The organism is Nocardia sp. NPDC003693, assembly GCF_053981095.1.
Genome location: NZ_JBSFNO010000010.1, coordinates 76,535 through 99,401, shown reverse-complemented (window position 1 = coordinate 99,401; position 22,867 = coordinate 76,535). Strand labels below are relative to the sequence as shown.

Annotated in this window: 16 protein-coding genes, 1 tRNA gene and 1 pseudogene; 7 read left to right on the top strand and 11 right to left on the bottom strand. The window is 67.0% G+C overall.

What is annotated here, in order from left to right; all coding sequences use genetic code 11:
• Positions 1 to 14: 14 nt before the first annotated feature.
• The 6 genes from ACWDOP_RS14030 to ACWDOP_RS14005 all read right to left on the bottom strand — a co-directional run bounded on the left by ACWDOP_RS14030 (position 15) and on the right by ACWDOP_RS14005 (position 2,143).
• Entirely contained in the window at positions 15 to 716 is a 702-nt protein-coding gene (locus tag ACWDOP_RS14030) for an SDR family oxidoreductase (protein ID WP_456345373.1), read from the bottom strand.
• Between the two features lie 93 nt (positions 717 to 809).
• A complete protein-coding gene (locus ACWDOP_RS14025) occupies positions 810 to 1,103 on the bottom strand; it encodes a hypothetical protein (protein ID WP_454200267.1) in 294 nt (97 codons plus the stop codon).
• A gap of 95 nt (positions 1,104 to 1,198) precedes the next feature.
• A complete protein-coding gene (locus ACWDOP_RS14020) occupies positions 1,199 to 1,336 on the bottom strand; it encodes a hypothetical protein (protein ID WP_456345372.1) in 138 nt (45 codons plus the stop codon).
• Positions 1,337 to 1,416: 80 nt separating this feature from the next.
• Positions 1,417 to 1,689 (bottom strand): hypothetical protein, encoded by a 273-nt coding sequence (locus ACWDOP_RS14015; protein ID WP_456345371.1) that lies wholly within the window; start codon positions 1,687 to 1,689, stop codon positions 1,417 to 1,419.
• Complete coding sequence (locus tag ACWDOP_RS14010) at positions 1,686 to 1,895, bottom strand: hypothetical protein (RefSeq protein ID WP_456345370.1); 210 nt, start codon at positions 1,893 to 1,895, stop codon at positions 1,686 to 1,688. Before ACWDOP_RS14010 ends, ACWDOP_RS14015 begins: the two co-directional genes overlap by 4 nt.
• Positions 1,892 to 2,143, bottom strand: coding sequence for a hypothetical protein (locus ACWDOP_RS14005; protein WP_456345369.1), 252 nt, complete (start codon positions 2,141 to 2,143; stop codon positions 1,892 to 1,894). Before ACWDOP_RS14005 ends, ACWDOP_RS14010 begins: the two co-directional genes overlap by 4 nt.
• A 203-nt stretch (positions 2,144 to 2,346) precedes the next feature.
• Here ACWDOP_RS14005 and ACWDOP_RS14000 point away from each other — a divergent pair, with 203 nt between their 5' ends.
• On the top strand, positions 2,347 to 3,561 hold the full coding sequence (locus ACWDOP_RS14000; protein WP_456345368.1) for a helix-turn-helix domain-containing protein: 1,215 nt from the start codon (positions 2,347 to 2,349) through the stop codon (positions 3,559 to 3,561).
• Between the two features lie 76 nt (positions 3,562 to 3,637).
• Here ACWDOP_RS14000 and ACWDOP_RS13995 read toward each other — a convergent pair whose 3' ends face one another.
• Both ACWDOP_RS13995 and ACWDOP_RS13990 read right to left on the bottom strand, forming a co-directional pair.
• Positions 3,638 to 4,768 (bottom strand): Fic family protein, encoded by a 1,131-nt coding sequence (locus ACWDOP_RS13995; protein WP_456345367.1) that lies wholly within the window; start codon positions 4,766 to 4,768, stop codon positions 3,638 to 3,640.
• Positions 4,769 to 4,910: 142 nt separating this feature from the next.
• Positions 4,911 to 5,345, bottom strand: a complete 435-nt coding sequence (locus ACWDOP_RS13990) for an HAD family hydrolase (protein WP_456345366.1) — start codon at positions 5,343 to 5,345, stop codon at positions 4,911 to 4,913.
• A 735-nt stretch (positions 5,346 to 6,080) separates the two neighbouring features.
• Between ACWDOP_RS13990 and ACWDOP_RS13985 the strand changes: the two genes are divergently transcribed.
• Complete coding sequence (locus ACWDOP_RS13985) at positions 6,081 to 8,318, top strand: KAP family P-loop NTPase fold protein (protein ID WP_456345365.1); 2,238 nt, start codon at positions 6,081 to 6,083, stop codon at positions 8,316 to 8,318.
• Between the two features lie 206 nt (positions 8,319 to 8,524).
• A pseudogene (locus ACWDOP_RS13980) lies at positions 8,525 to 8,923 on the top strand (tyrosine-type recombinase/integrase); the annotation flags it as partial.
• A 46-nt stretch (positions 8,924 to 8,969) separates the two neighbouring features.
• On the opposite strand, the gene ACWDOP_RS13975 reads toward ACWDOP_RS13980, so the two are convergent.
• Positions 8,970 to 9,043, bottom strand: a tRNA-Pro gene (locus ACWDOP_RS13975).
• A 571-nt stretch (positions 9,044 to 9,614) separates the two neighbouring features.
• On the opposite strand from ACWDOP_RS13975, the gene ACWDOP_RS13970 reads away from it, so the two are divergent.
• The 4 genes from ACWDOP_RS13970 (at position 9,615) to ACWDOP_RS13955 (ending at position 20,430) form a co-directional block, all read left to right on the top strand.
• Positions 9,615 to 11,027: a cytochrome P450 gene (locus tag ACWDOP_RS13970; RefSeq protein ID WP_456345364.1), complete on the top strand. Its 1,413-nt coding sequence runs from the start codon at positions 9,615 to 9,617 to the stop codon at positions 11,025 to 11,027.
• 88 nt (positions 11,028 to 11,115) lie between these two features.
• Positions 11,116 to 11,748, top strand: coding sequence for a GNAT family N-acetyltransferase (locus ACWDOP_RS13965; protein WP_456345363.1), 633 nt, complete (start codon positions 11,116 to 11,118; stop codon positions 11,746 to 11,748).
• Positions 11,749 to 11,833: 85 nt separating this feature from the next.
• Positions 11,834 to 18,136: an SDR family NAD(P)-dependent oxidoreductase gene (locus ACWDOP_RS13960; protein WP_456345362.1), complete on the top strand. Its 6,303-nt coding sequence runs from the start codon at positions 11,834 to 11,836 to the stop codon at positions 18,134 to 18,136.
• Positions 18,133 to 20,430 carry an aminotransferase class I/II-fold pyridoxal phosphate-dependent enzyme gene (locus tag ACWDOP_RS13955; protein WP_456345361.1) on the top strand — a complete coding sequence of 766 codons (2,298 nt, stop codon included), beginning with the start codon at positions 18,133 to 18,135 and terminating at the stop codon, positions 20,428 to 20,430. The genes ACWDOP_RS13960 and ACWDOP_RS13955 overlap by 4 nt, the downstream gene beginning before the upstream one ends.
• Positions 20,431 to 20,443: 13 nt before the next feature.
• Here ACWDOP_RS13955 and ACWDOP_RS13950 read toward each other — a convergent pair whose 3' ends face one another.
• Entirely contained in the window at positions 20,444 to 22,081 is a 1,638-nt protein-coding gene (locus ACWDOP_RS13950) for an FAD-binding protein (protein WP_456345360.1), read from the bottom strand.
• 101 nt (positions 22,082 to 22,182) lie between these two features.
• A complete protein-coding gene (locus tag ACWDOP_RS13945) occupies positions 22,183 to 22,785 on the bottom strand; it encodes a TetR/AcrR family transcriptional regulator (protein WP_456345359.1) in 603 nt (200 codons plus the stop codon).
• Between the last annotated feature and the right edge of the window lie 82 nt (positions 22,786 to 22,867).

Here is a 22,867-nt window from a genome sequence, read left to right as displayed (position 1 = left end):
CCCACCCGGGGTGCTCAGTTGCCCAGCGTCAGGGCGAGTCCCTCCACCGGCCCCGACAGGGAGGCTTTGACCTGTCTGGTGAAGTCGTCGACGAGAACCTCGGACGCGCCCTGCGCTACGCCGTCGGCGACCTGGGCCGCCACGACTCCCGGCTCGAGCTTCTCCGCCGGGATCGACCTGACCATATCGGTGTCGGCGAACCCGAGGTGGACGCCGACGACCTGCGTTCCCTGCCCGGCCAATTCGAGGCGCAGCGAGTTCGTGACGGACCACAGCGCCGCCTTGGACGCGCCGTACGCCGCGGCCCCCGAACTCCACGACAGCACCGAGTGGATGTTCACCAGGGCGCCGCCCCCGTTCGCGGCCAGGATCGGAGCGAACGCCTGCGCGATCCGCAGCGGGCCGAAGACGTTCGTGGCGAAGGTTTCCTCAACCCCCGCCAAGTCGGCCCGCAGCAGTGGAGCGGGCCGCAGCACCCCCGCGTTGTTGACGACGATAGTGACGTCGCTCGCCCGCTCCGCCACGGCGGCAACGGAATTCGGGTCGGTGACCTCCAGTTCCAGCGGCACGATGCGCTGGTCGTCGCTCTCCTGCGGTTTCCGGGCGGTGACGTACACCTTGGTCGCACCTCGTTCCAGGAACTCCCGGGCGAATGCCTTCCCCAGCCCCCGCTGTCCGCCCGTGACCAGAACGGTCGCTCCCTCGAGTGTGGTCATGTTTTACCTTCTTCGCGTCCGGGCTTGAACTCTAACTATAGAGAACTATAGTCATGATCGGCCTGTTTGGAAGAAGTGGCCCGGCTGTCCTGCCTACTCGGCCACCTCGAGGGCGAGTTCGCGCAGCAGTAGCAGGCTCTGGGCGTGCAGGGACGCGGCGTCGTCGTCACCGTCCGTCTCGGTGACGGACATCAGCAACAACTCGTTGAGGTACAACTGCCCGCGGATGAGGTGGATGCGCCCCGTCTCGTCGAGGTCCGCGATCCGCCGGCCGATGTATTCGGCCTGCTGGTCCCGCGATCCGTCGATCTCGGAGATCCACATGGTCAGCAGCTCGATGGCGGCGCGAACGACCTCGTTGACGTCGGGCTGATCCTGCGGGGCCACTCGGTAATGGTAGCTAAGGATTTGCTATTGGTAGGTGTGGGCGCGCTGACGGATCGTAGAGGTTGAACCTCGCGGGCGACGCGCCTGCCCAGTAGTCACCAGCAGACACGGGTCGCCCGTCGGTCCGGTTCGGCGATCTCGACCCGCTCGTCGGGGATGAGTTCGAGCCCGCAGGACTTCGGTGCGCCGCTCACACCGGCACCGACGGTGAGGACGCCAGCGATGGCAAGCATGGGGTGCGATGACGATCGAGCGGGGATCTGGGAGCGAATTCGCATGACGAGACTCGCTGCGGTGGTGGGTACTTGGCCGCCTAACGCGGAGTGCGCGACTTCATCAGCCAACGGCCGATGAAGTCGAGAGGTCCTGTGACCTTGACCGTGCTCTCCGGGTCCAGCAGTTGCCAGCCGTAGGGCCAGTCGGGACGGCGGGTGACCTGCCAACCCTGACCGGCTTGCTGTGCGAGATCGGCGGCGCGACGCTCGGCCTTCTCGATGCCCGTCTCCGGATCGGGAGGTCCCTTGACCGGAGCTGTTTCGACCTGTGCGATGGGCTCCGGACCGGGCAAGGGCAGTGAGGCGGTCATCGTTTGCGAGTGGAGTCGGGGACGAGCCTGCCCAGCTTCTCCAGCTGGAAATACGCGACGGACTTCGCGACGCACGTCCCGACGCGGCATTCGATGTGGACCTGCATCGCCCGGTGCGGGTTGGCCAGAGCCCAATCCACATCAGTGTGCGTCAGCGCCGCCCGCATCGCGGAGATGTCGCCGAGGTAGATCGATCCCTCGCTCATGAGGCGACCACCGGTACGTCGAGGGTGGCTTTGCCGTGGGCGGTGCGGGTGAACCGCGCTCCGCTGTCGGATATCGCCCAGGCAGCCCGCAGCGGATCGGGGCCCCGGACGTGCCCTCGGTAGCGGAGCGCGCGCAAGGCGTGCTCGGTATTTCTGATGGACGTGCCCGAGTGGCGGGCGATCTGTTCGGCGGTGAGTTGACCGCCGAGCGAAAGAACCTTCAGCACTCGTGCCTCTGTCGTGGTCACCTTCTGGACCTCTCCCGAGTGAATTTGGGTGCGATGCGGCCCGGCGGGACGGGGTTCGGACACTTTCGCTTCCGCCGGGAGCACCTCTTCAGGGGGCTGGCTCGCTTGCGAGGAGTCGGGATCAGATTCGCCGAGAACAACACCGCGAAGTGCCAAAACTCTTGGCACACTGGTGGCATAGGGAGCAGTGGAATGAGGCCGTGATGGCAGAGACCCAAGAATCCAAATCCGTAGGCCAACGCGTTGCGGCATCGCGACGACTTCTCGGCTGGTCGCAAACGCGGCTGGCGCAGGAGGCGAACGTCTCACCCAGCCTGGTGAAGGCCGTCGAACAAGGCCGCGCACCGGCCTCGCCGGCATTCATCGCCGCGTGTGCCCGCGCGCTCAAGACCAGTGTCAGCGAACTCCTGGACCAGCCCTACGCGAAGAACAATCGGGACGATCGGCGAGTTCACGCCGGCATCACCGAGATTCGGCGCGAGCTCGCGACCTACTGCATTCCGCCGGCCGATGAACCGATGCGTCCCTTCGCCGAGCTGAAAGCCGACGTGGAGAAGGCATCGAAATTGCGGCACTCGGTGAAGCTCGGCGAACTCGGACAGATGATGCCGAGCCTGTTGCACGACCTTCGGGTGGCGTGGTACTCGACGGAAGGTGTCAGGCAGGAACGCATATTCGGCCTGGCGGCGGAGGCGTATGCGGCGACGGGTCAGGTCGTCTACAAGCTCGGCTATATCGACCTGGCGAGTCTGGCGGTCGACCGATACGAATGGGCCGCAGCGCGATCCGGTGATGAGCTCGCGATTCTGGCGGGCGACTACCAACGCGCGGGCGAGATCATCGGAGCTGCGGACTGGTCGATTGCGGCGACGTTCCTGGAGGCCAGCAGACGCCGGATCGAGTCCGAGCTGAGCAAGGGCGATCCGGCGACGTTGTCGATGTGGGGCAACCTGCATTTGAAGTCCGGGCTGGCGGCCGCTCGAGCGGGCAACCGCCCGGACGCGGACGCGCATCTGGCCGAGGCGACCGAGACGGCGAAGCGAATTGGTGTGGACCGCAACGACTACGAGCTGTGCTTCGGTCCGACGAATGTGGCGATCTGGTCCGTGGGGCTCGCGGTCGAAGCGATGGATGGCGCGTCTGCGGTGAAGCGCGCCAAGGCCGTCACGCTGCCCGCAGGGACCCCACGCGAGAGGGTCGGCCACCACTACATCGACCTTGCTCGTGGGTTCTATCTGCACGGAGACAGGGAAGGCGCGCTGTCCGCGCTCCAGATGGCGAAGCGGATCGCGCCGACACAGACCCGATTCCATCCGATGGTGCACGAGACCATCCGCATCCTTGCCCGGAACGAGGCGCGGGCGACAGAGAGTGTCCGGGGGTTCGCCGCGTGGTGCGGAATCACGAGCATCGACTGATCCGGCGATTGCTCCAGCGCGAGCTAGTGATCAACAACTCCGAACCCATCACTCCGAGGGCTACCGGAGTAGGGCTCTAGTAGGGGTTTTCGAGGGTGGTTGGGGTGCCTGCGATTTCCAATGCTTGTGCTGGGTAGGCCGGTCCAGCGGTGTAGAAGCGGCCTCGGGTCCTGCCGACAGGCTCGAGTACCCTCAGTGTCACGAGGTCGCGGAGATCGCGTTGGGTCTGTTGCAGGCTCAGGCCTTCGGACTGTTGGAAGCGGGACTGCCGGACCCGGCCGGACATCGCGACGTCGTGGAGTGCGCTGATTACGTGTTCGTCGAGGTGGATGCCTGCCACGTAGTCCTCGAGGGTTGTCCATACCGCACCGGAGCGGATCCAGCGGGCGCGCACGGTTTGAGCCTGTTGGTGGTAGGCGGTCAGGTTGAATCGGATCCATTCGGAGACATCTTGATCCGGCCGGTATGTGCTGCCGCGGCGGCTGAGCACCTGGTAGTACTCCCATGTGTGAACCGGTCGGCCGAGCCACGCTTCGATGGACGAGAACTCCGGTGGGAGAACGCCTTCCCTGGCGATCATCAGGGTTTGGAGTGATCGAGACATGCGGCCGTTGCCGTCTGCCCAAGGGTGGATGGACACGAGGTGCAGGTGCACCATCGCCGCGCGTACGAGTGGATGTGTGCAGTCCTCGGTGTTCAGCCAATCGACCAACTCTCCGGTCAGTTCCGGCAGTGAGCCGGCATCGGGGCCGGTGTAGGCGGCGATGCTCGGGTTGCGGGCGTCGGTCACGTAGACGGGACCCGAGCGCCACTGCCCGGCCGGGCGGTGATGTGTGCTCTTGTGCCCCTGCAGCATCCAGTGCAGAGCGTTGAGGAAGCCCTTGCTGTAAGCGAAATCGTCCACATCGTGCAGGTTCTGGATGTAGGTCATCAGTCGCTCGTAGGCGAGGGTCTCGGCTTTGTTCTCCTCGGAGATGTCGACGTCCCGCTCGCCGGACATCAGGTCTTCGACGTCGACGGTCGAGACTTTGAATCCCTCGATGGAGTTCGACGCGGCTACGGAATCGGCGGTCAGGAACTTGCGGAAACTACGTGCCATTCTGGCGGGTTCGGCTTGTACTTCGTACCGAAGCTCGCTCCGCATGTGGTCCACGGCGGCGAGAACTCGGACATCGTCGCATGTCAGAGTCGGCGTGGGGAACAGCATGTCGCAACAATAGGGCGACGCAGTCGCAGCACCTGGCAGGTGGCGATCAGTGCGCCCCTCATGAGTGGGATTCGGCGCCCTGTGTGCGGGCACTCGATGACCAGCTCTACAACTGGCACAGCATGATTCGCTCGCTGAACGTCTATCCGTTCTCGGCTGCGGTGATACTCGGCAGTTCGTTGAGATCGCGGATTCTCCAGTCGGACAGCTCCGCGATCTCGGGCGCATTGCGCTGAATCCAGCCCCACGGCCCGCGCTGAACGAACGCCGTCCGCATGCCCGCCAGCCGAGCCGGTGTGAGGTCGTTGTCGAGGCGGTCTCCGACGTAGACGATCTCGTGAGCTTCGCCGGGTGCGACCTCGACAACCTTCTCGAAGAACTCGACTTTGGGCTTCTCGACGCCCCAATCATCCGACGTAGCAATAAAGTCCGTTGGCAGGTTCAGGCTCCGCAGGATCTTGCCGCTCCGTAGCGTCTGGTTGCCGACGATGCCCACCCAGACTCCTTGCTCGCGCAGCGCTGACAGAGCGGGCCGAACATCGGGGTACAGATCCTCCTCGCCGTAGGTTTCGGGCATACCCGCCGCGGCGCGCGCCTCGCGCTCCTCGGCGAGTTGGCAGCGTCAATTTGCCCCAGATCGAGGATGGGCTGGAAGATCTTTGGGCGCTGGGGGATTGTCCGGCTGTCGGGTGCCGAACAACGACGGCCGGGTGCCCACCAGAGTTCTTCGGCGAGCGACGAATTGGGGTGATGTGTTGGACCGGCTCAGGCTCGAGCACCTGAGTCGGCACGACCCACGGCACACGGGATGAACCTGGTGCGTCGGTACTGGCGTTCCCGCGCATCGGCATCAACGCATCGCCAGGCACACCGATCCCCAGATTACCCAGCGGTTACCTGCATCCGGACAGGGTCGCTCCAGGTGGGCGGCAGCGGCTCTCTCAGCACCTATGGCCCCACGTGGTCCCCGCCTTCATGTCATCTGAGAACGCAACAAGCCCGTCCGGCCAGGTCGGAGAGGATCTTCTTGCGTCGGGCTGACAGGATTTGAACCTGCGGCCACTGGACCCCAGCTGACACCGGTTGACATTCGCGCACGTTGTACATACCGCGAGTGGGGGCTGCCGTCTCCAACGTGCTTGTCGCGTGGTCGAGTGCATTACCTGTGGTCCCAAGTGCAGCAGTTCTACGCGCTGGCGCTGGCGGTTCCGGCTGGCTGCCGGAAACCAGGTCGCATCCGGTGCTGATAGCAGCGAGTCAAGGCTTGTGGACCCGTTGTAACAATGAGTGTTTGGGATGCGACAACGGTCAGGTGAATCACGAACAGACTGTCGACGCATCTGCGGCTGCCGACCGTGAGATCCAGACGATGGCGGAGGACCGCCTTGACCGAGCCGAGTTCGCGACAAGCGTTGCTGAGCGCATTATGAAAGCTGGGGTGGGGCCAAGTGTTGTATTCGGCCTCACAGGACCTTGGGGAAGCGGCAAAACCTCAGTCCTCAAGATGATCGACCAGGCGATATGCGCTAGGACCGAGGGCGAATGGGCAGTTGTATACTTCACGCCATGGTCAGCCGGTGATACGTACACGCTAACCGAAGAGTTCTACAGAGTTATTGCATCGGCTATGCCGAGCGGAGAAAAAGGAGACGCTGCAAGGAAGCTGCTTGCGGCGGCGGCCCCCGCGCTTTCGGCGGTACTCAAGGCTGGAGCAAAGTCGCTCATGGATAAGCATTTGGGTGATGGATTCGTAAAGGACGCTACAGCGGCTGTTTCCGATGCAATTGCAGATAAAGCGGGGGAGTTTCAAGCAGCCGATGAACCCGATCCGTTTATCGATCGTTTCAACAAGGTGTCAGAAGCTGTAAAGAGTGCTGGTAAAAATGTGCTCGTTGTCGTTGATGACGTGGATAGGCTTCACTCGGATGAACTGCTTTCGGTAATGAAAGCAGTTCGGCTACTCGGGCGTTTTGACAGTGTGCATTATCTCCTGTCCTATGATGAACAAACTGTCATCGATGTGTTGACGGGTACGGATATCTCGAACCAGAAGCCCAATCGTGCAAGGAAATACCTGGAAAAGATTGTCCAGTTCCCATTCGCCCTGCCCCCGATCCAGCAAGTCCACCTCGCGAACGAGCTCCATGCGCATCTACTAGCTACGGCTAAGCGGTGCGGGGTTAGTTTGATTCTAACCGACTTGAATGAAGAAACTATCAGTCCAGAAGACTTTGATACGATCTTCTCCCTTCTTTCTGGTCAGCATTTGACTTTGCGGTCGGTGTATCGACTTTGCAACCAGGTTGACATACTACTTTCTCTTATTGGTGGAACTAATGTCGATTTCGTCGATGCGGTTCTAGTTACGTTCATTCGGCTCGAATTTCCCGACGTCTACAGTGCGCTGCCTCGCTGGCGGAAAGATCTGGTGGGTGCCAGCTACCCGACGCATTGGCTGGGTGGTAGTACACCTTCCGATGACGATAGGAGAAAATCGTGGCAGGAAGTTATCGCCAAGGCCATGGGGCTGATATCGGATGCCAGCGAGGTTGAGAGCGTTTACCGCATACTCTGCGCAATGTTCTACGAGATCCCGAGCCCGAAGAGCTTTTATGTAGCATCCCGCGAACCGATTTGCGGCATACGGAATGATACGCATTTCGACCGATACTTTGCATTTCGCATTCCTATCGGCGATCTGAGCGACGCTGATGTGCGGGACGAGCTGAAATTTCTCGTCGAAAATGGAGAGTGGAGCGAGTCATCCCTGATACGCCAATGTTTAGAAGCGCAAGACGAGCCGATGCGGAGGCTCTTGCGCGGTAAAATTGTCCAAAGTTTAGATGTTGTTGCAGCCGCTCCGCCATCTCAGTGCTTGGACGCTGCTGCGCTCATTACGCGATCGATCCCTGACGACAATGTCGAGCGCGAATTGATATTCGGCAGATGGTCGCATGTAATCTATGCACTTATTGGTCACGCAATATCATCTCTATCTTCGAGAGACGGCGAGATCGCCGCCGATAAATATCGAGCTGATTTCGGATTGCTGATAACCGTCGGAGTCTTGTCTCGGCCGATAGAACTTCCTACCGTATCGCACGACAAGGTTGTCGCAGCGACGAGGGGGATTCGAAAAGAAGTGGCAGAAATATGCGTTGCCGACCTGTCCAATGAATCGATCAATGGTCACGGGTATAGTATCCTAAGCTTCTTTCACTATTTGGATAGTGATCTATGGTCGGAACTGCACGCCAAGGTTCAAGGTCTCCTTACGGTAGGCGACCTTTCCGTGCTCGATGTGGCTGCCCGATTCGTTTCAATGTCACGTGCGATGAACCTTGGTACGGGTGTAATTGGCGACAGAATAGAATTCCATAGGTTTGAATTATCGGAATTTGAGTTTCTTATCCCTCGTGAACAGTGGCTTGCAAGTGGCGTCTCCGAAGCTGAGCCCGAAGCCATTGATTTTCAAGATGCATCCTTGTCAAACCGCAAAAAGTATGCCGCCTCGGCGCTGAGGAAAGTGCGGCTGGAATCTGGCTCCTGAAACCTGGATATGTACAACGATTTGGCCCTATACGCATCGAGGTGAGGGGACGTGCGGACAGCCCTGCCGCTCATTATCCGCAGCTGTACTGGCATGGTGTCACGTCCATCGCCACGATCATGCTTCCAAGCGTGCGCACCCAACCGGCCGGGTAGGCGCGCTTCAACGACCACGCCCGCCAGGCCGCACCAACCGCTGATTCGAAAGGGAAGCGGGCGGAGTCGATTCCGATCATCGAGGAACTGCGGCCGATGCTTGCGCGTCGGCTCGCGGGCATCGCCGACAAGGCTGATGCGCGGGTGTTCTGTGGTCCGCGGGGCGGCAGGGTCTCGATGGGAGTTCTTCGGCGAGTGACACTTTGGGGCGACGTCGTGGACCGGCTCGGGTTCGAGCACCTGCGTCGGCACGATCTCTGGCACACGAGGTTGCCCTGGTTTGCCGATGCTGGCGTTCCGGTTCATTTGCTCCAGCGCATCGCCCGACACACCGATCCCCGGATCACTCAGCGGTACCTGCATCCGGACATGAGGTCGCTCCAGGAGGATGGTCAGCGGCTCTCGCAGCACCTACGGTCCCCACGTGGTCCCCAACTTCATGTTGTCTGAGAATGCAAAAATCCCCTCCGACCAGGTCGGAGGGGATTTTCTTGCGTCGGGCTGACAGGATTTGAACCTGCGACCACTTGACCCCCAGTCAAGTGCGCTACCAAGCTGCGCCACAGCCCGTTGCACTCCGCTGCGCTTTGTGCTTGATGAGAGTACATCAGGACCCCCCTCAAACTCCAAATCGGCTGGTTGTGGGCGTGTTCGTCATTCCGGGGAGGGGGTGGGCGGTTGGTACAAAACGGGATGGGTGGGCGGATTGGGGCGCGGGGACGGCGGCCGGCGGGAAGCGGACCGCAGGGGGTGGTGGGGATTGAAATGTGTTGCGTGGTGCGGGGATCTGGGGAAACTATGCTGTGGTTTCGGCTGGAGATGGGAAATCTGGCTCCGAAGCACGGACCTGGGAGCGGGGGTAGACCCTAGTTATTGGGGAACATCGGCAGGTGGGTGCCAGTTTCTCGGTGTGGGTACACCGCGGATGGCCCGCGCTCACATTCCAAGCTGCGAACCCCATTACTGTGCGGTAGCATTCTGGGAACCCATACGGGGTCAACGAGATTCGGGATGTGGAGGGTGGGTTATGGCCTCTGCTCGGGGTGGTACCGAGTTGTATCCGCCGCGGTGGTTGCCGGCGCCTATGCGGTGGCACGGGACCCGGATCGGGTGGGGGGAATCGTGGCGGCTGGCTTTCGGGATGGGGAAGCGGTGGCGGGACCGGACGCTCGTGCACTACCTGGCGGCTGAGTTGCCGGGGGCGGACGACGTCATGGTCGCTCGGTTGCCCTTTTTGAAGTACGTCATCGTGCGGAGTCCGGAGCTGGCGCGGCGGGTGTTGGTGTCCAACCAGGACAACTACGCCAAGAGTGCGGAGTACGACATGATGGCGGTGACGTTCGGGCAGGGGCTGGTCACCGACATGGACGAGCGGCGGTATCTGCGGAACCAGCGGCTCGTGCGGCCCATCTTCTCGCGCAGCGCCATCGACGCGTTCGCCGAGCCGATGACCGCGGCGGTGCTGGACACCGCGGACCGTATCGATGCCGTGGCGCGGCAGGGGAGTGCCATCGACATCGGGTCCGAGATGAACCGGCTCATGCTGGATATCGTGGCGCGCACCATGTTCGGGACCGACCTGTCCGGGCCGATCCACAAGATCAACCTCAGTAATCTGCTGAAGTTCTACGGGGTCGGATTCGCCTCGGGGCTGAGCCGGCTGCTGCGCAAGCTGTCGACGTGGGTCGTCAAGCACACCGAGAAGGACCCGGACAAGCGCATCGGGTCGCGGCTGCCCATCCGGGCCATGCGCGCGCTGACCTGGGTGTCCGCTCCGCATCTCATGGTCGAACTGCGCGGGATCGAGGCGGCGGTCGACTCGCTCATCGCCGATCACCGCGCGGGGCGGATCGCGGGGAAGGACAACCTGATCGGCCTGCTCATGGCCGCCACCGACGCCGAGACCGGGCACCGGTACAGCGACACCGAGATCCGCGACGAGCTCATGACCTTCATCGGCGCGGGGATGGAGACCAGCGCGACCGCGCTGACCTGGGTGTGGGACCTGCTTGCGGAAAACCCCTGGGCGCGCGAACGGCTGCACGAGGAACTCGACAGCGTCCTGGCCGGCCGGCTGCCCACCGCCGCCGACATCGACAAGCTGGTCTGGTGTAAGGCGATCTTCTCCGAGGCCATGCGCATCTACCCGCCCATCATCGGGCTCACCCGCGTCGCCAAGCAGGACGACGTCCTCGCCGGCTACCTGGTCACCGCGGGCACGACCGTCGTGGTGAGCCTGCACGGGGTGCACTACAACGGCCGCGTCTGGGCGGCCGCCGAGAAGTTCGACCCGAACCGGTACCTGCCGGAGAACATGACCGCCGACCACCGGCACGCCTCACTCGCCTTCAGTGCGGGCAAGAGAGTCTGCATCGCACAGGGTTTCGCCACCATGGAAGCGGTGCTCACCATGGCAATCATCGCCCAGCGCTTCCGGCTCGACCTCGCGACGCCCGGACCGGTGCGCCGCCAGATGTCCTTCGTGGGCGCACCGGAACACGCGCTCATGATGCGGCCCACCGCCCGCGTCCCCGCGCCGGATCAGCGCGAGTAGCCGGGCGCGACAGCCCGAGCGTCACCTCGTCCGCCGGGGCTGCCCGGCATCGGACGAACCACACCACCGCGGGACCGAAGGTTTCACCATGCCGAAAACACTGCAGGACATAGAGATTCGACCGGCCGTCCGGAGCGATGTTCCCGCGCTGACCGCCGCCCTGGACCGGGCCTTCGGCACCGATGATCCCTTCGGGGAGTACATGTTTCCCGACCCGGCGAAGCGGGCGCGGGCACAGCCCCGGCTGACCCGGGCCATGATCCGGCACCAGTACCTGCCCCTGGGCGGCGCGCACGTGGCCACCCTCGACGGCGTCGTGGCCGGCGGCATGCTGTGGAAGCCGCCGGGCTACCGGTTCGGCCCGCTGCGCTACCTCGCCTCGATTCCGGAATTCACCTGGGCCATGGGTGCGGGCGGGCTGCGCGTGCTCGCGGTGGATTCCGCCATCGCCAACATAGCCCCCGGGCTGCCGCACTGTTTCGGGGTCACCCTGGGCGTGGACCCGCACCGGCAGAACTCCGGGGTCGGGGCGGCGCTGCTGGGGTTCGCCATCGCCGAGATCGAGAAGGCGGCCGTGCCCGCGCTGTGCCTGTGCAAGGACGGGAACGTCGGCTACTACGAGCTGTTCGGCGCGCAGCGGCTGGGCACGATCCGGCTCGGGCGCTCGGGGCCGCTGATCAACGTCATGATGTGGCTGCCGTCGAGTCTGCGCAATGGGTGAATCGCCTTGTACAGGAACTAATTCCAACTCCCGGGAGCAATCCGGGCGAGAACATCGAGCTACACACTGTGAGGAGCGGGCTTCCTTGTCGGACATCGCGATCGTCGGCATCGGGTGCAGGTACGCGGGCGGCATCGACTCGCCGGAATCGTTCTGGGACTTCGTCGTCGGCAAACGAGACGCCATCACCGAGATCCCGGCCGACCGCTGGGACACCCGGCGCTTCTACGACCCGGATCGGCGCGCCCCGGGCCGCATGTACACCACCCGCGCGGCCTTCCTAACCGGCGACCCCTGGGCCTTCGACCCGGACTTCTTCGGCATCTCACCGCGCGAGGCCACCGCCATGGACCCGCAGCAGCGGCTGATCCTCGAGGTCGCCTGGGAGGCCCTGGACGACGCCGGGGCCGCCGGGCGCAGCGCGGGCGCCTCGGTCGGGGTCTACGTCGGCGCGTTCACCCTCGATCAGCTCGCGGTCGGATTCACCGGCGAGGCGGTGGCGCACATCGACATGCACTCCTCGGCGGGCACCTCGTACACGATGCTCTCCAATCGAATCTCCTACGCGCTCAACCTCGGCGGGCCCAGTATCACCGTCGACACCGCCTGCTCGTCCTCGCTGGTGGCCCTGCACCTGGCCTGCCGCGCGCTGGAGAACGGCGACTGCGAGACCGCGCTCGCGGGCGGGGTGAATCTCATGCTGCAGCCGGGCACCTTCATCTCCATGTGCAAGGGCGGCTTCCTCGCCGAGGACGGGCGCAGCAAGTCCTTCGGCGCGTCCGCCGACGGCTACGGGCGCGGCGAGGGCGCGGGCATGGTCGTGCTCAAGCGGCTCGCCGATGCTGAGCGCGACGGCGACCGGGTGTACGCGGTGGTCAAGGCCACCGGTTCGAACCAGGACGGGCGCACCACCGCCATCACCGTGCCCAACGCCGACGCCCAGGAGGCCCTGGCGCGCGCCGTCTGCCGCCGCGCGGGCGTCGCTCCCCATCTGATCGATTACGTCGAGGCGCACGGCACCGGGACGCCGGTGGGAGATCCGCTGGAGCTCAGGGCGATCGGGCGGGCGTACGGGGTGGTCGAAGGCCGCACCGCGGCGCTGGGCGTCGGATCGCTCAAGGCCACGCTCGGGCACACCGAGGCCGCCGCGGGCATCGCGAGCGTCATCAAATCGGCGCTGGCGGTCTTCCACCGCACCCTGCCGCCGCAGGGCTGGCTCGACACCGAACCCAATCCCGATCTCGCACTGGACGAGCTGCGGCTGGCCATCCAATCCGAGGCGCGGACGCTGGACGCGGACGCGGGCCCGATGACGGTGGCCGTCAACGGCTTCGGCTACGGCGGCACCAACGCGCACGCGATTCTGCAGGGGCACATCGCGACCGGCGACGGCGGCCGGGCGGTCCCGAACCACGGGGTGCTGCCGCTGTCCGCGCGCGGTGAACGCGCGGTGCGGGAGCTGGCCGGGTCCTATGCCGATCTCATCGAATCCGGTGCGGCGGTGCGTGATATCGCCGCGGCCGCGTGGACGCGGCGCAACCACCACTCGTATCGTCGCGGCGTCCCGTTCGACTCGGACGCCGAACTGCTCGACGAACTGCGGAGTTTCGCGACGGGCGCGGGGCGTGACGCCACCCGCGTCGTCGCCGCCGGCGCACCCGTCTTCGTCTTCACCGGTATGGGCCCGCAGTGGTTCGGCATGGGCCGTGACCTGCTCGCCACCCATGAGCTGTTCGCCGCCGCCGCGCGGCGGATCGATGACGCGTTCATCGCCGTGGCGGGCTGGTCCATCCTGGACGAGCTGGTCAGGCCCGAGGCGCGATCGCGGGTGACCAGCACCGAGGTCGCACAGCCGGCGAACTTCCTCGTGCAGGTGGCGCTCTTCGAAACCCTTGCCGCCCTGGGCATCACACCGGCAGCCGTGGTCGGGCACAGCGTGGGGGAGGTCTCGGCCGCCTATGTCACCGGCGTGCTGACCCTGCCCGAAGCCGTGACCGTGGCCTACCACCGCGCGCGACTGCAGGCCCGCACGGCGGGCACCGGCGGCATGCTCGCCGTCGGACTCTCCGCCGACGAGGCGGCCGCACTGCTGAACGGCGATACCGCCGTCGACATCGCGGCGGTGAACAGCCCCACCGCCTGCACGCTGTCCGGCGACCGCGACCGCCTCGACGCGATCGCCGAATACCTCACCGAGCAGGGGGGATTCGCGAAGCGGCTGCGCGTCGAGGTTCCGTACCACAGCGTTCTCATGGATCCCGTCCTGGACGAACTGCGCGCCGCGCTGGCCGACCTGACGCCGCGGCCGCCGACGATTCCGCTGTACTCCACCGTCACCGGCGCGCGCGTCACCGACGGCGACTGGGATGCGGACTACTGGTGCGCGAACGTCCGCGAGCCCGTGCGCTTCGCCGACGCCACCCGCGCGCTCGTCGGCGCCGGGCACCGGGTCTTCGTGGAGGTGGGCCCGCATCCCGTGCTGGGCGCGAACATTCGCGAGATCCTGATCGCGGCGGGGGAGAAGGGCGCGACGGTCCCCACCCTGCAGCGCACGCAGCCCGACCCGGTGAGCCTGCGGCAGCTCGTCGCCGGACTGTACGCCGCGGGCGCACTCGACATCGACGCGCTCGTCGGCGCCACACCGGCAGCGCACCTGCCGTTGCCGCGTTACCCGTGGCAGCGCACCCGCCTGCGCGCGGACCTGCCGCTCGGCGCGCAGCACCGCCACGGCACGGCCGACATACCGACCATGCTGGGGGATCCGGACCTGCTGGTCGAGCGGCGCTGGACCCTGGACCTCGCCGCCGGGGTCCTGCCCTGGCTGGACGATCACGTCGTGGACGGCGTCCGCATCCTGCCCGGCGCGGCCTACCTCGACGCGGCCCTGAGCGCGGCCGCCCTCGAATTCGACCGGGGCGCACCGGCGATCGAACAGGTGCGTTTCATCGCGCCGCTGGTCATCGGGGCCGGTGACGTGCCGGTCATGGAACTGACCGTGGAGCAGGCCACCCGCCGCTTCACCATCCGCTCCCGCACCGCGACCGGCACGACCTGGACCGTGCACGCCACCGGCCGGCTGGTAGAGGGCGCGTTCGATCCCGGCAAAGCCGATGTGCCGCACACCGATTCCATGACCGCGATCGACCCGGCCACGCTGTACGCGGACCTGTCCGCCACCGGCGTCGAGCACGGGCCGTCCTTCCGGCTCGTCCGCCGCGCCTGGGCGGCCGGGGACACCGTCGTCGCCCATATCGACGGCGGAATCGGCGCGGGCTCCAGGCATCTCGCGCATCCCTGCGTCCTGGACGCCGCCTGGCAGGTCGTCTCGCTCGGCGATACCGGCGGCCCGGCCCACGACGGCGCGGTCATCCCCGTCGGCGCGGACATCGTGCGGCACTACGCCCCGATCCCGGCCGAGGTCGTGGTCGTGGCCCGGCTCACCGGCCCACTGCACGCCGATGTCCTGGTCCTGGACGCGGACCACACCCCGGTGCTGGAGATCACCGGTGCGCGTTTCCAGGCCGTCCCGTTCGGCGGCGGCCTGCTGCGGCGGCTGGAAGGGCTCTACTACGAGGAACGCTGGACCCTGCGCGATCCCCTGGACCGGTCGGCGATGGCGCCGGCGGAGAACGCCCGCACGATCCTGGCGCCGCTGGGCGCGGTGACCACGGGCCGGATCGAACAGATCATCCGATCGGTTCCGGGCAGCTTCGTCATCGACACCGCCGCGGCCGACGCCGAGCACACCCTGCTCGACGCCCTGCACGAGGCGTACGGCACCCCGGGCGTGGCCCGGATCCACGTGTGCTTCGTGTCCGGGGACGCCGCCGCCACGGACGCGCTCTGGCTGCTCAGCCGGCTGGCCCTGGTCGTGGAAGCGTTCTCCGACAGCGTGCACCCCGAACCGCTGCCGCTCACCGGCGACGGCTCGATCCACGCGACGCTCGTCACCCAGCGCGCCTTCGCCCACCCGGAGGATCCGGCCGAACCCGATCCCGATCACGCCGGGCTGGCGGGCGCGCGCCGGGTGCTGCTCAACGAGCAGCCCGCGCTGGGGTGGCGGCTCATCGACATCGAGCCCGACACCACCGAGGACGAACTCGCCGCCGAACTCGCTGTCCCCGGGGCTTTTTCGGGCGACTACAGCGAGGAGGTGTTCCTGCGCAACGGCCTGCGCTGGTCCACCGTGGTCACGCGGGCGCTGCCCGACCGCCTCGCGGCCCTGGATCAGCCCGAACCGCTGACCGACCCGGAAGCCAACTTCGCCCTCGACATCCCGAAATCGCGGCTGCTGTCCCAGCTCGGCTGGCGCGCCGCCCCGCGCCGGGCGCCCGGACCGGGGGAGATCGAGGTGCGGATGGAGGCCATCGGCCTCGGCTTCAAGGATCCGCTCAAGATCCTCGGCGTGCTGGGCGAGAACGAGCTCGCGGCAACGGCTTTCGGCACCTCGCCGGGTATGGAAGGTGCGGGCACCGTGGTGCGCGTCGGCCCCGGGGAACAGCGATTCCGGGTCGGGGACCGGGTGGGCCTCGCCTCGCCCGGCATGATGGAGCGCTACCACGTCACCACCGCCGAGCTCGTCGGCACCACGGCCGCGAGCATCCGGCCCGAACTGTGCACCTCGACCGTCTCCATGGTCACCGCCGAATACGCCCTGCTGGACCTGGCGCGGGTGCGCCCGGGCGAGACCGTGCTGGTGCACGGCGCGGCGGGCGGCGTCGGCAGCCTGGCCGTGCAGGTGGCGAAACTGCACGGCGCCACGGTGATCGGCACCGCGAGCACCGACGAGCGCCGCGCCTACGTGCTGGCACAGGGCGCGGACGAGGTCCTGGATTCGCGGTCGCTCAATTTCGTCGAGGACGTGCTCGCCCTGACCGGTGGCCGCGGCGCGGACATCGTGCTCAGCACCGCGCCCGGGGAGATCGTGCACCAGAACTTCAAGGCCGTAGCGGAATTCGGCCGCATCGTGGAGATCGGCAAGGCCGACATCTACGCGGGCGGCGTGCTCGACATGCGCAACTTCGACAAGAACGTCGCCTACTACTCCTTCGACCTGGACCGCATGCTGAAACTGCGGCGCGCGGAGGTCATGGGCCGGGTCGCGGCCGTGAACGAGAAGATGGGAACCGGGGAGTACCGGCCGCTGCCGTACGAGTCGTTCGCCACCGGCCAGGTGGCGGGCGCGTTCGAGGAGGCGCTGCGCTCCACCCGAATCGGCCGTATCGCACTGCATCTGGGCACCGAGCGCCCGCCGGTGCGGCCGGCGTACGCGGACGTGCCGATCACCGCGGCCGGGCGCTACCTCGTCACCGGTGGCTTCGGCGCCTTCGGCCTGGCCACCGGCCGGTGGCTGATCGGCCGGGGCGCACGGCATCTCGTGCTCGTCGGCCGCAGCGGCGCGAGTACCGAGATGGCCCGGGAACAGCTGGCGGCGTGGGCCTCCGAGGGCATCGAGGTCACTCGGGAACGCGCCGACATCACCGATCCCGCGGCCATGGCGGCGCTGGTGCGGCGCGCCCACACCCCGGACCTGCCGTTGCGCGGCGTCTTCCACGCCGCGGGCATCCTGGACGACCAGCGCATCGGCACCATGGACCGGGCCAGCCTCGACGCGGTGTTCCGGCCGAAACTCGCTGGGGCCCGGGCGATCCACGACGCCGTGACCGCCGCCGGGGCGCAGCTCGACGTGTTCGTGCTCTTCTCCTCCGGCAGCGCCATCATGGGCGGCATCGGCCAGTACTCCTACACCGCGGCCAATCTCGCGCTGCAGGCCTTCACCGAACTGCTGGCCCGGCGCGGGCAACGGGTGCTGTGCATCGGCTGGGGCGCGATGTCCGGCGGCGGCATGGTCGAGGCCGACGAGACCGTGCAGCGGTATCTGCGCATCACCGGGTTCGACACCATCGACATGGACGAGGGCACCGAATACCTGGGCGAGGCACTGCGGTTGGGCGTGCGTCAGGCCGCGATCATCCCGGTGGAGTGGGGCAAGGTCGTGCTGGCGGCCCCGCAGGCGGCGTACACCGCGCGCGTGGCCGACCTGATCGCGGCCGCCGCGCAAGACGATTCGGCCGCGGCCGGGCTGCGCCGGCAGATCGGGGCGCTCGAGGACGCGCAGCGCGCATCGGTCGTGGGCTATGTGCTGGCCGAACAGCTCGCCGAGGTCATGGGCGTCGCCGCGGACTCCATCGACCTGGATGTGCCGCTGCCCGAACTCGGGCTCGATTCGCTCATGGCGGTGGAATTCGGCGCGCTGGTGACCAAGACCCTGGGCGTCGAGATGAACAGCATGCAGCTGGGCCGCTCGTTCAGCCTGGCCCAGGCGGGGGCGCGGATCGCCGACATCATCGTCGGCGCGGACGGCACGGCACGGGAGGCGCGCGTATGACCACCGACGACCGCGACATCGCCCGGCGACTGCTCGCGGGCAATCGCGGGGACGCGGGACCCGCACGGCCACCGGTGAATCCGCCCCGGGCCCAGGCGCGAACCCGGCGCGGGCCGGGCCGGCAGTTCGCCGACCATCCCGAGGTCGTCGCCGCATTGCGCAAGCAGGCCGCCATTCAGGAACTGGTCGACGTGACGGGGCTGCCGCACCCGCTGTTTCTGTCCCCGGACGGGCCCAACGGCGCGGTGATCCATTCCGGCGGTAGGGAACTGGTCAACTTCAGCTCCTACAACTATCTCGAGCTGGCCCAGCATCCCCGGGTCGTCGCCGCCGCCAACGCCGCGGCCGAGCGCTACGGCACCTCGGCCTCGGCGACCCGCATCGTCACCGGGGAGATCCCGCTCTACGCCCAGCTCGAGGACTTCCTGGCCGACGTCTACGGGGTCGGCGGGGCGCTGGTCACCTCCAGCGGCTTCCTGACCAACGCCGCGGTCATCGGGTTCCTGCTCGGGGAAGGCGATGTGGCGGTGTGCGATTCGCTGGCGCACGCCAGCCTGGTCGCGGGCACGCGGTGGGCCGGATGCCGCCGGGTCACGTTCCGGCACAACGATCCCGAGGCCCTGCGGGCGCTGCTGCGGTCCTCGCGGCATCGGTTCGACCGGGCACTGGTGATCATCGAGGGGCACTACAGCATGGACGGCGATCTGGGCAGGATCGCCGAAATAGCCGAGGTGGCACGGCATTACGACTGCGCTGTCCTGGTGGACGAGGCACACGCGCTCGGGGTGCTCGGCCCGAACGGACTGGGCAGCCCCGAACACTTCGGCATCGCGGGCGATCTCGTCGACATCTGGGCGGGCAGCCTGTCCAAGGCCATGGGCAGCACCGGCGGATTCATCGCCGGTGACGCCGATCTGGTGCGCGCGATCAAGTACGCGGCGCCGGGGATGGCGCTGTACACCGCCGGGCCCTCACCCTCGAACGTGGCCGCCGTCCTGGCCGGGTTCGACGTCATGGCCGCCGAACCCGATCGCCTCGAGCGGCTGTGGACCAATGCCCGCGTGTTCAGCACCGCGCTGCGCGAGCGCGGCATGAACCTCGCCGAGTCCCAGGCCACCCCTATCGTGCCGGTCATCGTGCCCGGCGAGGTGCGGGCGGGCTACGCCGCCACCGCCATGCTGCAGCGCGGATTCAACGCCGGGGCGATCCTGTCCCCGGTGGTGCCGGCGGGCACCGAGCGGCTGCGGTTCTTCCTCACCGGCGAGCACACCGAACGTCAACTCCTGGACACCGCCGACAACCTGCTCGAGGTGCTGGGCATCGTCGAGCACATTCCGGACTGGTCCATCGATTCCGGGCTGCCGGTGCCGCCCGGGAATCCGGGTGAACGGTCGTTAAACAGATCCGGTGAATCGCCGCAACCAGGTCGAATCGACCACCGGACGCGGGGATCGGGAGCAGACTCGGTACCGGACCAGAACCGGACCGCAAAGGAGTTTCCTATGCTCACCACCCGTTTCGTCACCGGATCCCCCAACTGGATAGACGTGTCCACGCCGGACCTGCGGGCCGCCGCCGATTTCTACACCGGACTGCTGGGCTGGACCTTCGCGCCCGGCGGCCCGGAATTCGGCGGCTACAGCCAATTCCTGGTGGACGGCAAGGCGGTCGGCGGCGCCATGCAGGTCACCGCGGATCAGGGCGAGCCGGGCTGGACCGTCTACTTCCAGTCGCCCGACAGCGACACCACCGCCAAGGCCGTCGCCGCGAACGGCGGCACCGTCCTCGCCCCGCCCATGGACGTGGGCAGCCTGGGCCGGATGGCGGTGTACACCGATCCCGCGGGCGTCGTCTTCGCCTCCTGGCAGCCGGGGGACATGGCCGGCCTCGAAGCGGTCAATACGCCCGGTTCGCTGAGCTGGCTCGAGCTGTACACCGGTGACGACGCGGGCGCGCAGCCGTTCTACAACGCGGTCTTCGGCCACGACTTCACCACCATGGACATGCCCGAGGGCGCATACACCACGATCAACCCGGCCGACCAGGGACCGGACGAGATGTTCGCGGGCATCGTCCCGTTGAACAGCGATCCGGTGGAGGCGGCCGGCGGGCCGTACTGGCTGACCTACTTCGAGGTCGAGGATGTGGACGCGGTCGTGGCCAAGGCGCTCGAACTCGGCGGCGCGGTGCGCTCACCGGCGGTCACCATGGCCGGGGCCGGACGCTTCGCCAAGCTGTCCGACCCCTTCGGTGCCCGTTTCGGCGTGATCCACGGGGAGAATCCGCCGAGCTGAGTCGCGGCCGAACTCAGCCGAGTTGGGCCTGTGCCGGCTCCGCCGCGAGTCGCACCGCGTGCGCGCCCGCGCGGCGTCCGGAGAACACGCAGTCCGCGATCGAGAGACCGCTGACGTAGGAGTTCGAGCAGACGCCGACGGCCGCGCGCCCGGCCGCGAACAGACCGGGGATGGTGCCGCCGTCCTCGGTGCGCACCGCCCCGGTGTCCTCGTCGACCAGCAGCCCGCCCAGGGTGAGCATGGGCATCGGGTAGCTCAGCCGTGCCTTGAACGAAATGTCCAGCAGCGCAAAGGGTCCCGCGACCAGGGAACGCCGGATGTCGGCGGGTTTGCCCATGGGGTCCGGCAGATTCGCGGTGATGGCGCGATTGTGGGCGTCGACGGTCTTGCGCAACGCGGCCGGTTCGATACCGGCGCGGGCGGCGACCTCCTCGATGGTGTTGCCGCTCACCCGGCCCACGCGCAGCAGTCGCTCGGACTGCATGCGCTGGAACCACACCGACTGCGGGCCGAGCTGGCGGCGCGCTTCGGCCTCCAGGTCGGCGTCCAGCAGCAGCCAGGCGCGATTGCCCGGGCTGGTGGCGATGGCGGCGCCCAGCGCCGCGCCGTACCGGGACTCGTCGATCATGCGCTGGCCGTTGGCGTCGACGGCGATGGAACCGAAGAACGCGCTCGGCGGCGCGATGAAGCGCCACGTCGACATCGCGTCCATCTTGCCGGTGGCCGCGCCGATCTCCTGTGCCATGGCGATGCCGCTGCCGTCGTCGCCGGCGGTGCCCAGCGGCAGGCCCTCGGCCCACGGGTAGTCCGGGGCGTGCTTGTTCACCATGTCGCCGTTGGCGACGAAGCCGCCGGTGGTGACGATGACGCCCGAGCGAGCCTGGATGCGAATGGGATTGCCGTAGCGCCGCTCGAGCCGATCCAGTTGCGCCTGAACGGCTTTGCGCAGACCCGGGTGGTACACACCGGGTTTGGCGGAGATCTTGGACAGCAGCCGGAAGCGGCGCAGGATCTTGGGCGGCGCGTCGGCCAGGGTGGTGGCGTGAACGCCGACCACGCGCCCGTCCTCGACGATGAGTCCCGTTGCCCGCGTGGCGGTCTGGGCCCGGACCCCGCGCTTGGCGGCGGACGCGGCCAGCGGCTGGAAGATCTTCTTGCCCGAGACGCCGCGACCGTGCGCGCGATGCCCGCGCTGGCTCGGCCGCGCCAATTCGCGGAAGCCGCCGGAGTTCTCGCTGCCGGAGTAGTACAGGTAGTGATCATCGGTCGGGTAGGAGGTCTTGTACGGGCACAGCGACGGGTCGAACGGGACGCCGTGCCCGGTCATCCAGTCGATCATGCTCGCCGAACCCTCGCAGAAACGGCGCAGCGTCTGCTCGCTCACCGCGTCGCCGACCTCGGCGCGCAGGTAGGCCAGCATGTTGTCGACATCGTCCTCGACACCGGCCGCGCGCTGCACCCAGGTGCCGCCGCCCGCGTAGACGATGCCGCCGGACAGCACCGTCGCGCCGCCGCCGATGTACCGGTCGATGGCCAGAACCTCCGCACCGGTTTCGCGCGCCGCCAGCGCGGCGGCCACGCCGGCCCCGCCGTATCCGACGACGACCACATCGGCCGAAGTGTCCCAGGTTCGCATCGTCGCGTCGCCCACCTTCCGAACGGAGTCACCGTCCACCCTTGGCAAATGGACAGAACTATAACGCGTTCTAGTGGCGTGCGCCACGCGGGTGCGGTGTCCGAACTGTAGCGCATTCAGGCCGAGATGTGGGCGGTGACCTCGCCGATGTACGCGCGGAAGAGCCGTCCCATGTCCACCCGGTCCGGGGCGAGCAGCCACTGCAGCTGTAACCCGTCCATCATGGCCAGGATCTGCCGGGCGAGGGCGAGGGTGTCGACATCGGCGCGGATGTCGCCGTCGGCGATGCCGTCGTCCAGGGCGCCCGCGAGGAAGGCCTCGACCGTGCGGTAGCGCTGCACCACCCAGTCGCGGGCGGGATGGTCGGCGGTGACTGCCTCGCCGGTGACCACGGTGAACAGTCGCACCAGGCCGGGGACGTGCGCGTTGTGCTCGACCAGTTGGGCCAGGCGGTCCAGTGCCGCGATGCCGCGCGGGCGGCGCTCGAACCCGAGTCGTTCGTAGTCGAGGCGGTCGCGCTGGTCCAGGACGGCCGAGAGCAGCGCGGCCTTGGTGGGGAAGTAGTGCAGCAGGCCGGGCTGCGACAGCCCGCAGCGCGTGGCTATCTCGGCGATCGAGGCGTGGCGATATCCGTTGTCGGCGAAGGTTTTCAGGGCCTCGTCGATGATCTGCTCGCGCCGGTCCTCGCCCCGTCTGCGGCGTTGGGGATGGGGACTCATGAGCACGGACACTAGTGTGTGGCCGGGAGCTGCCCGAATCGCCAAGGATCATGAAACGGTAACTTTACCTAGTGTCCGCTCG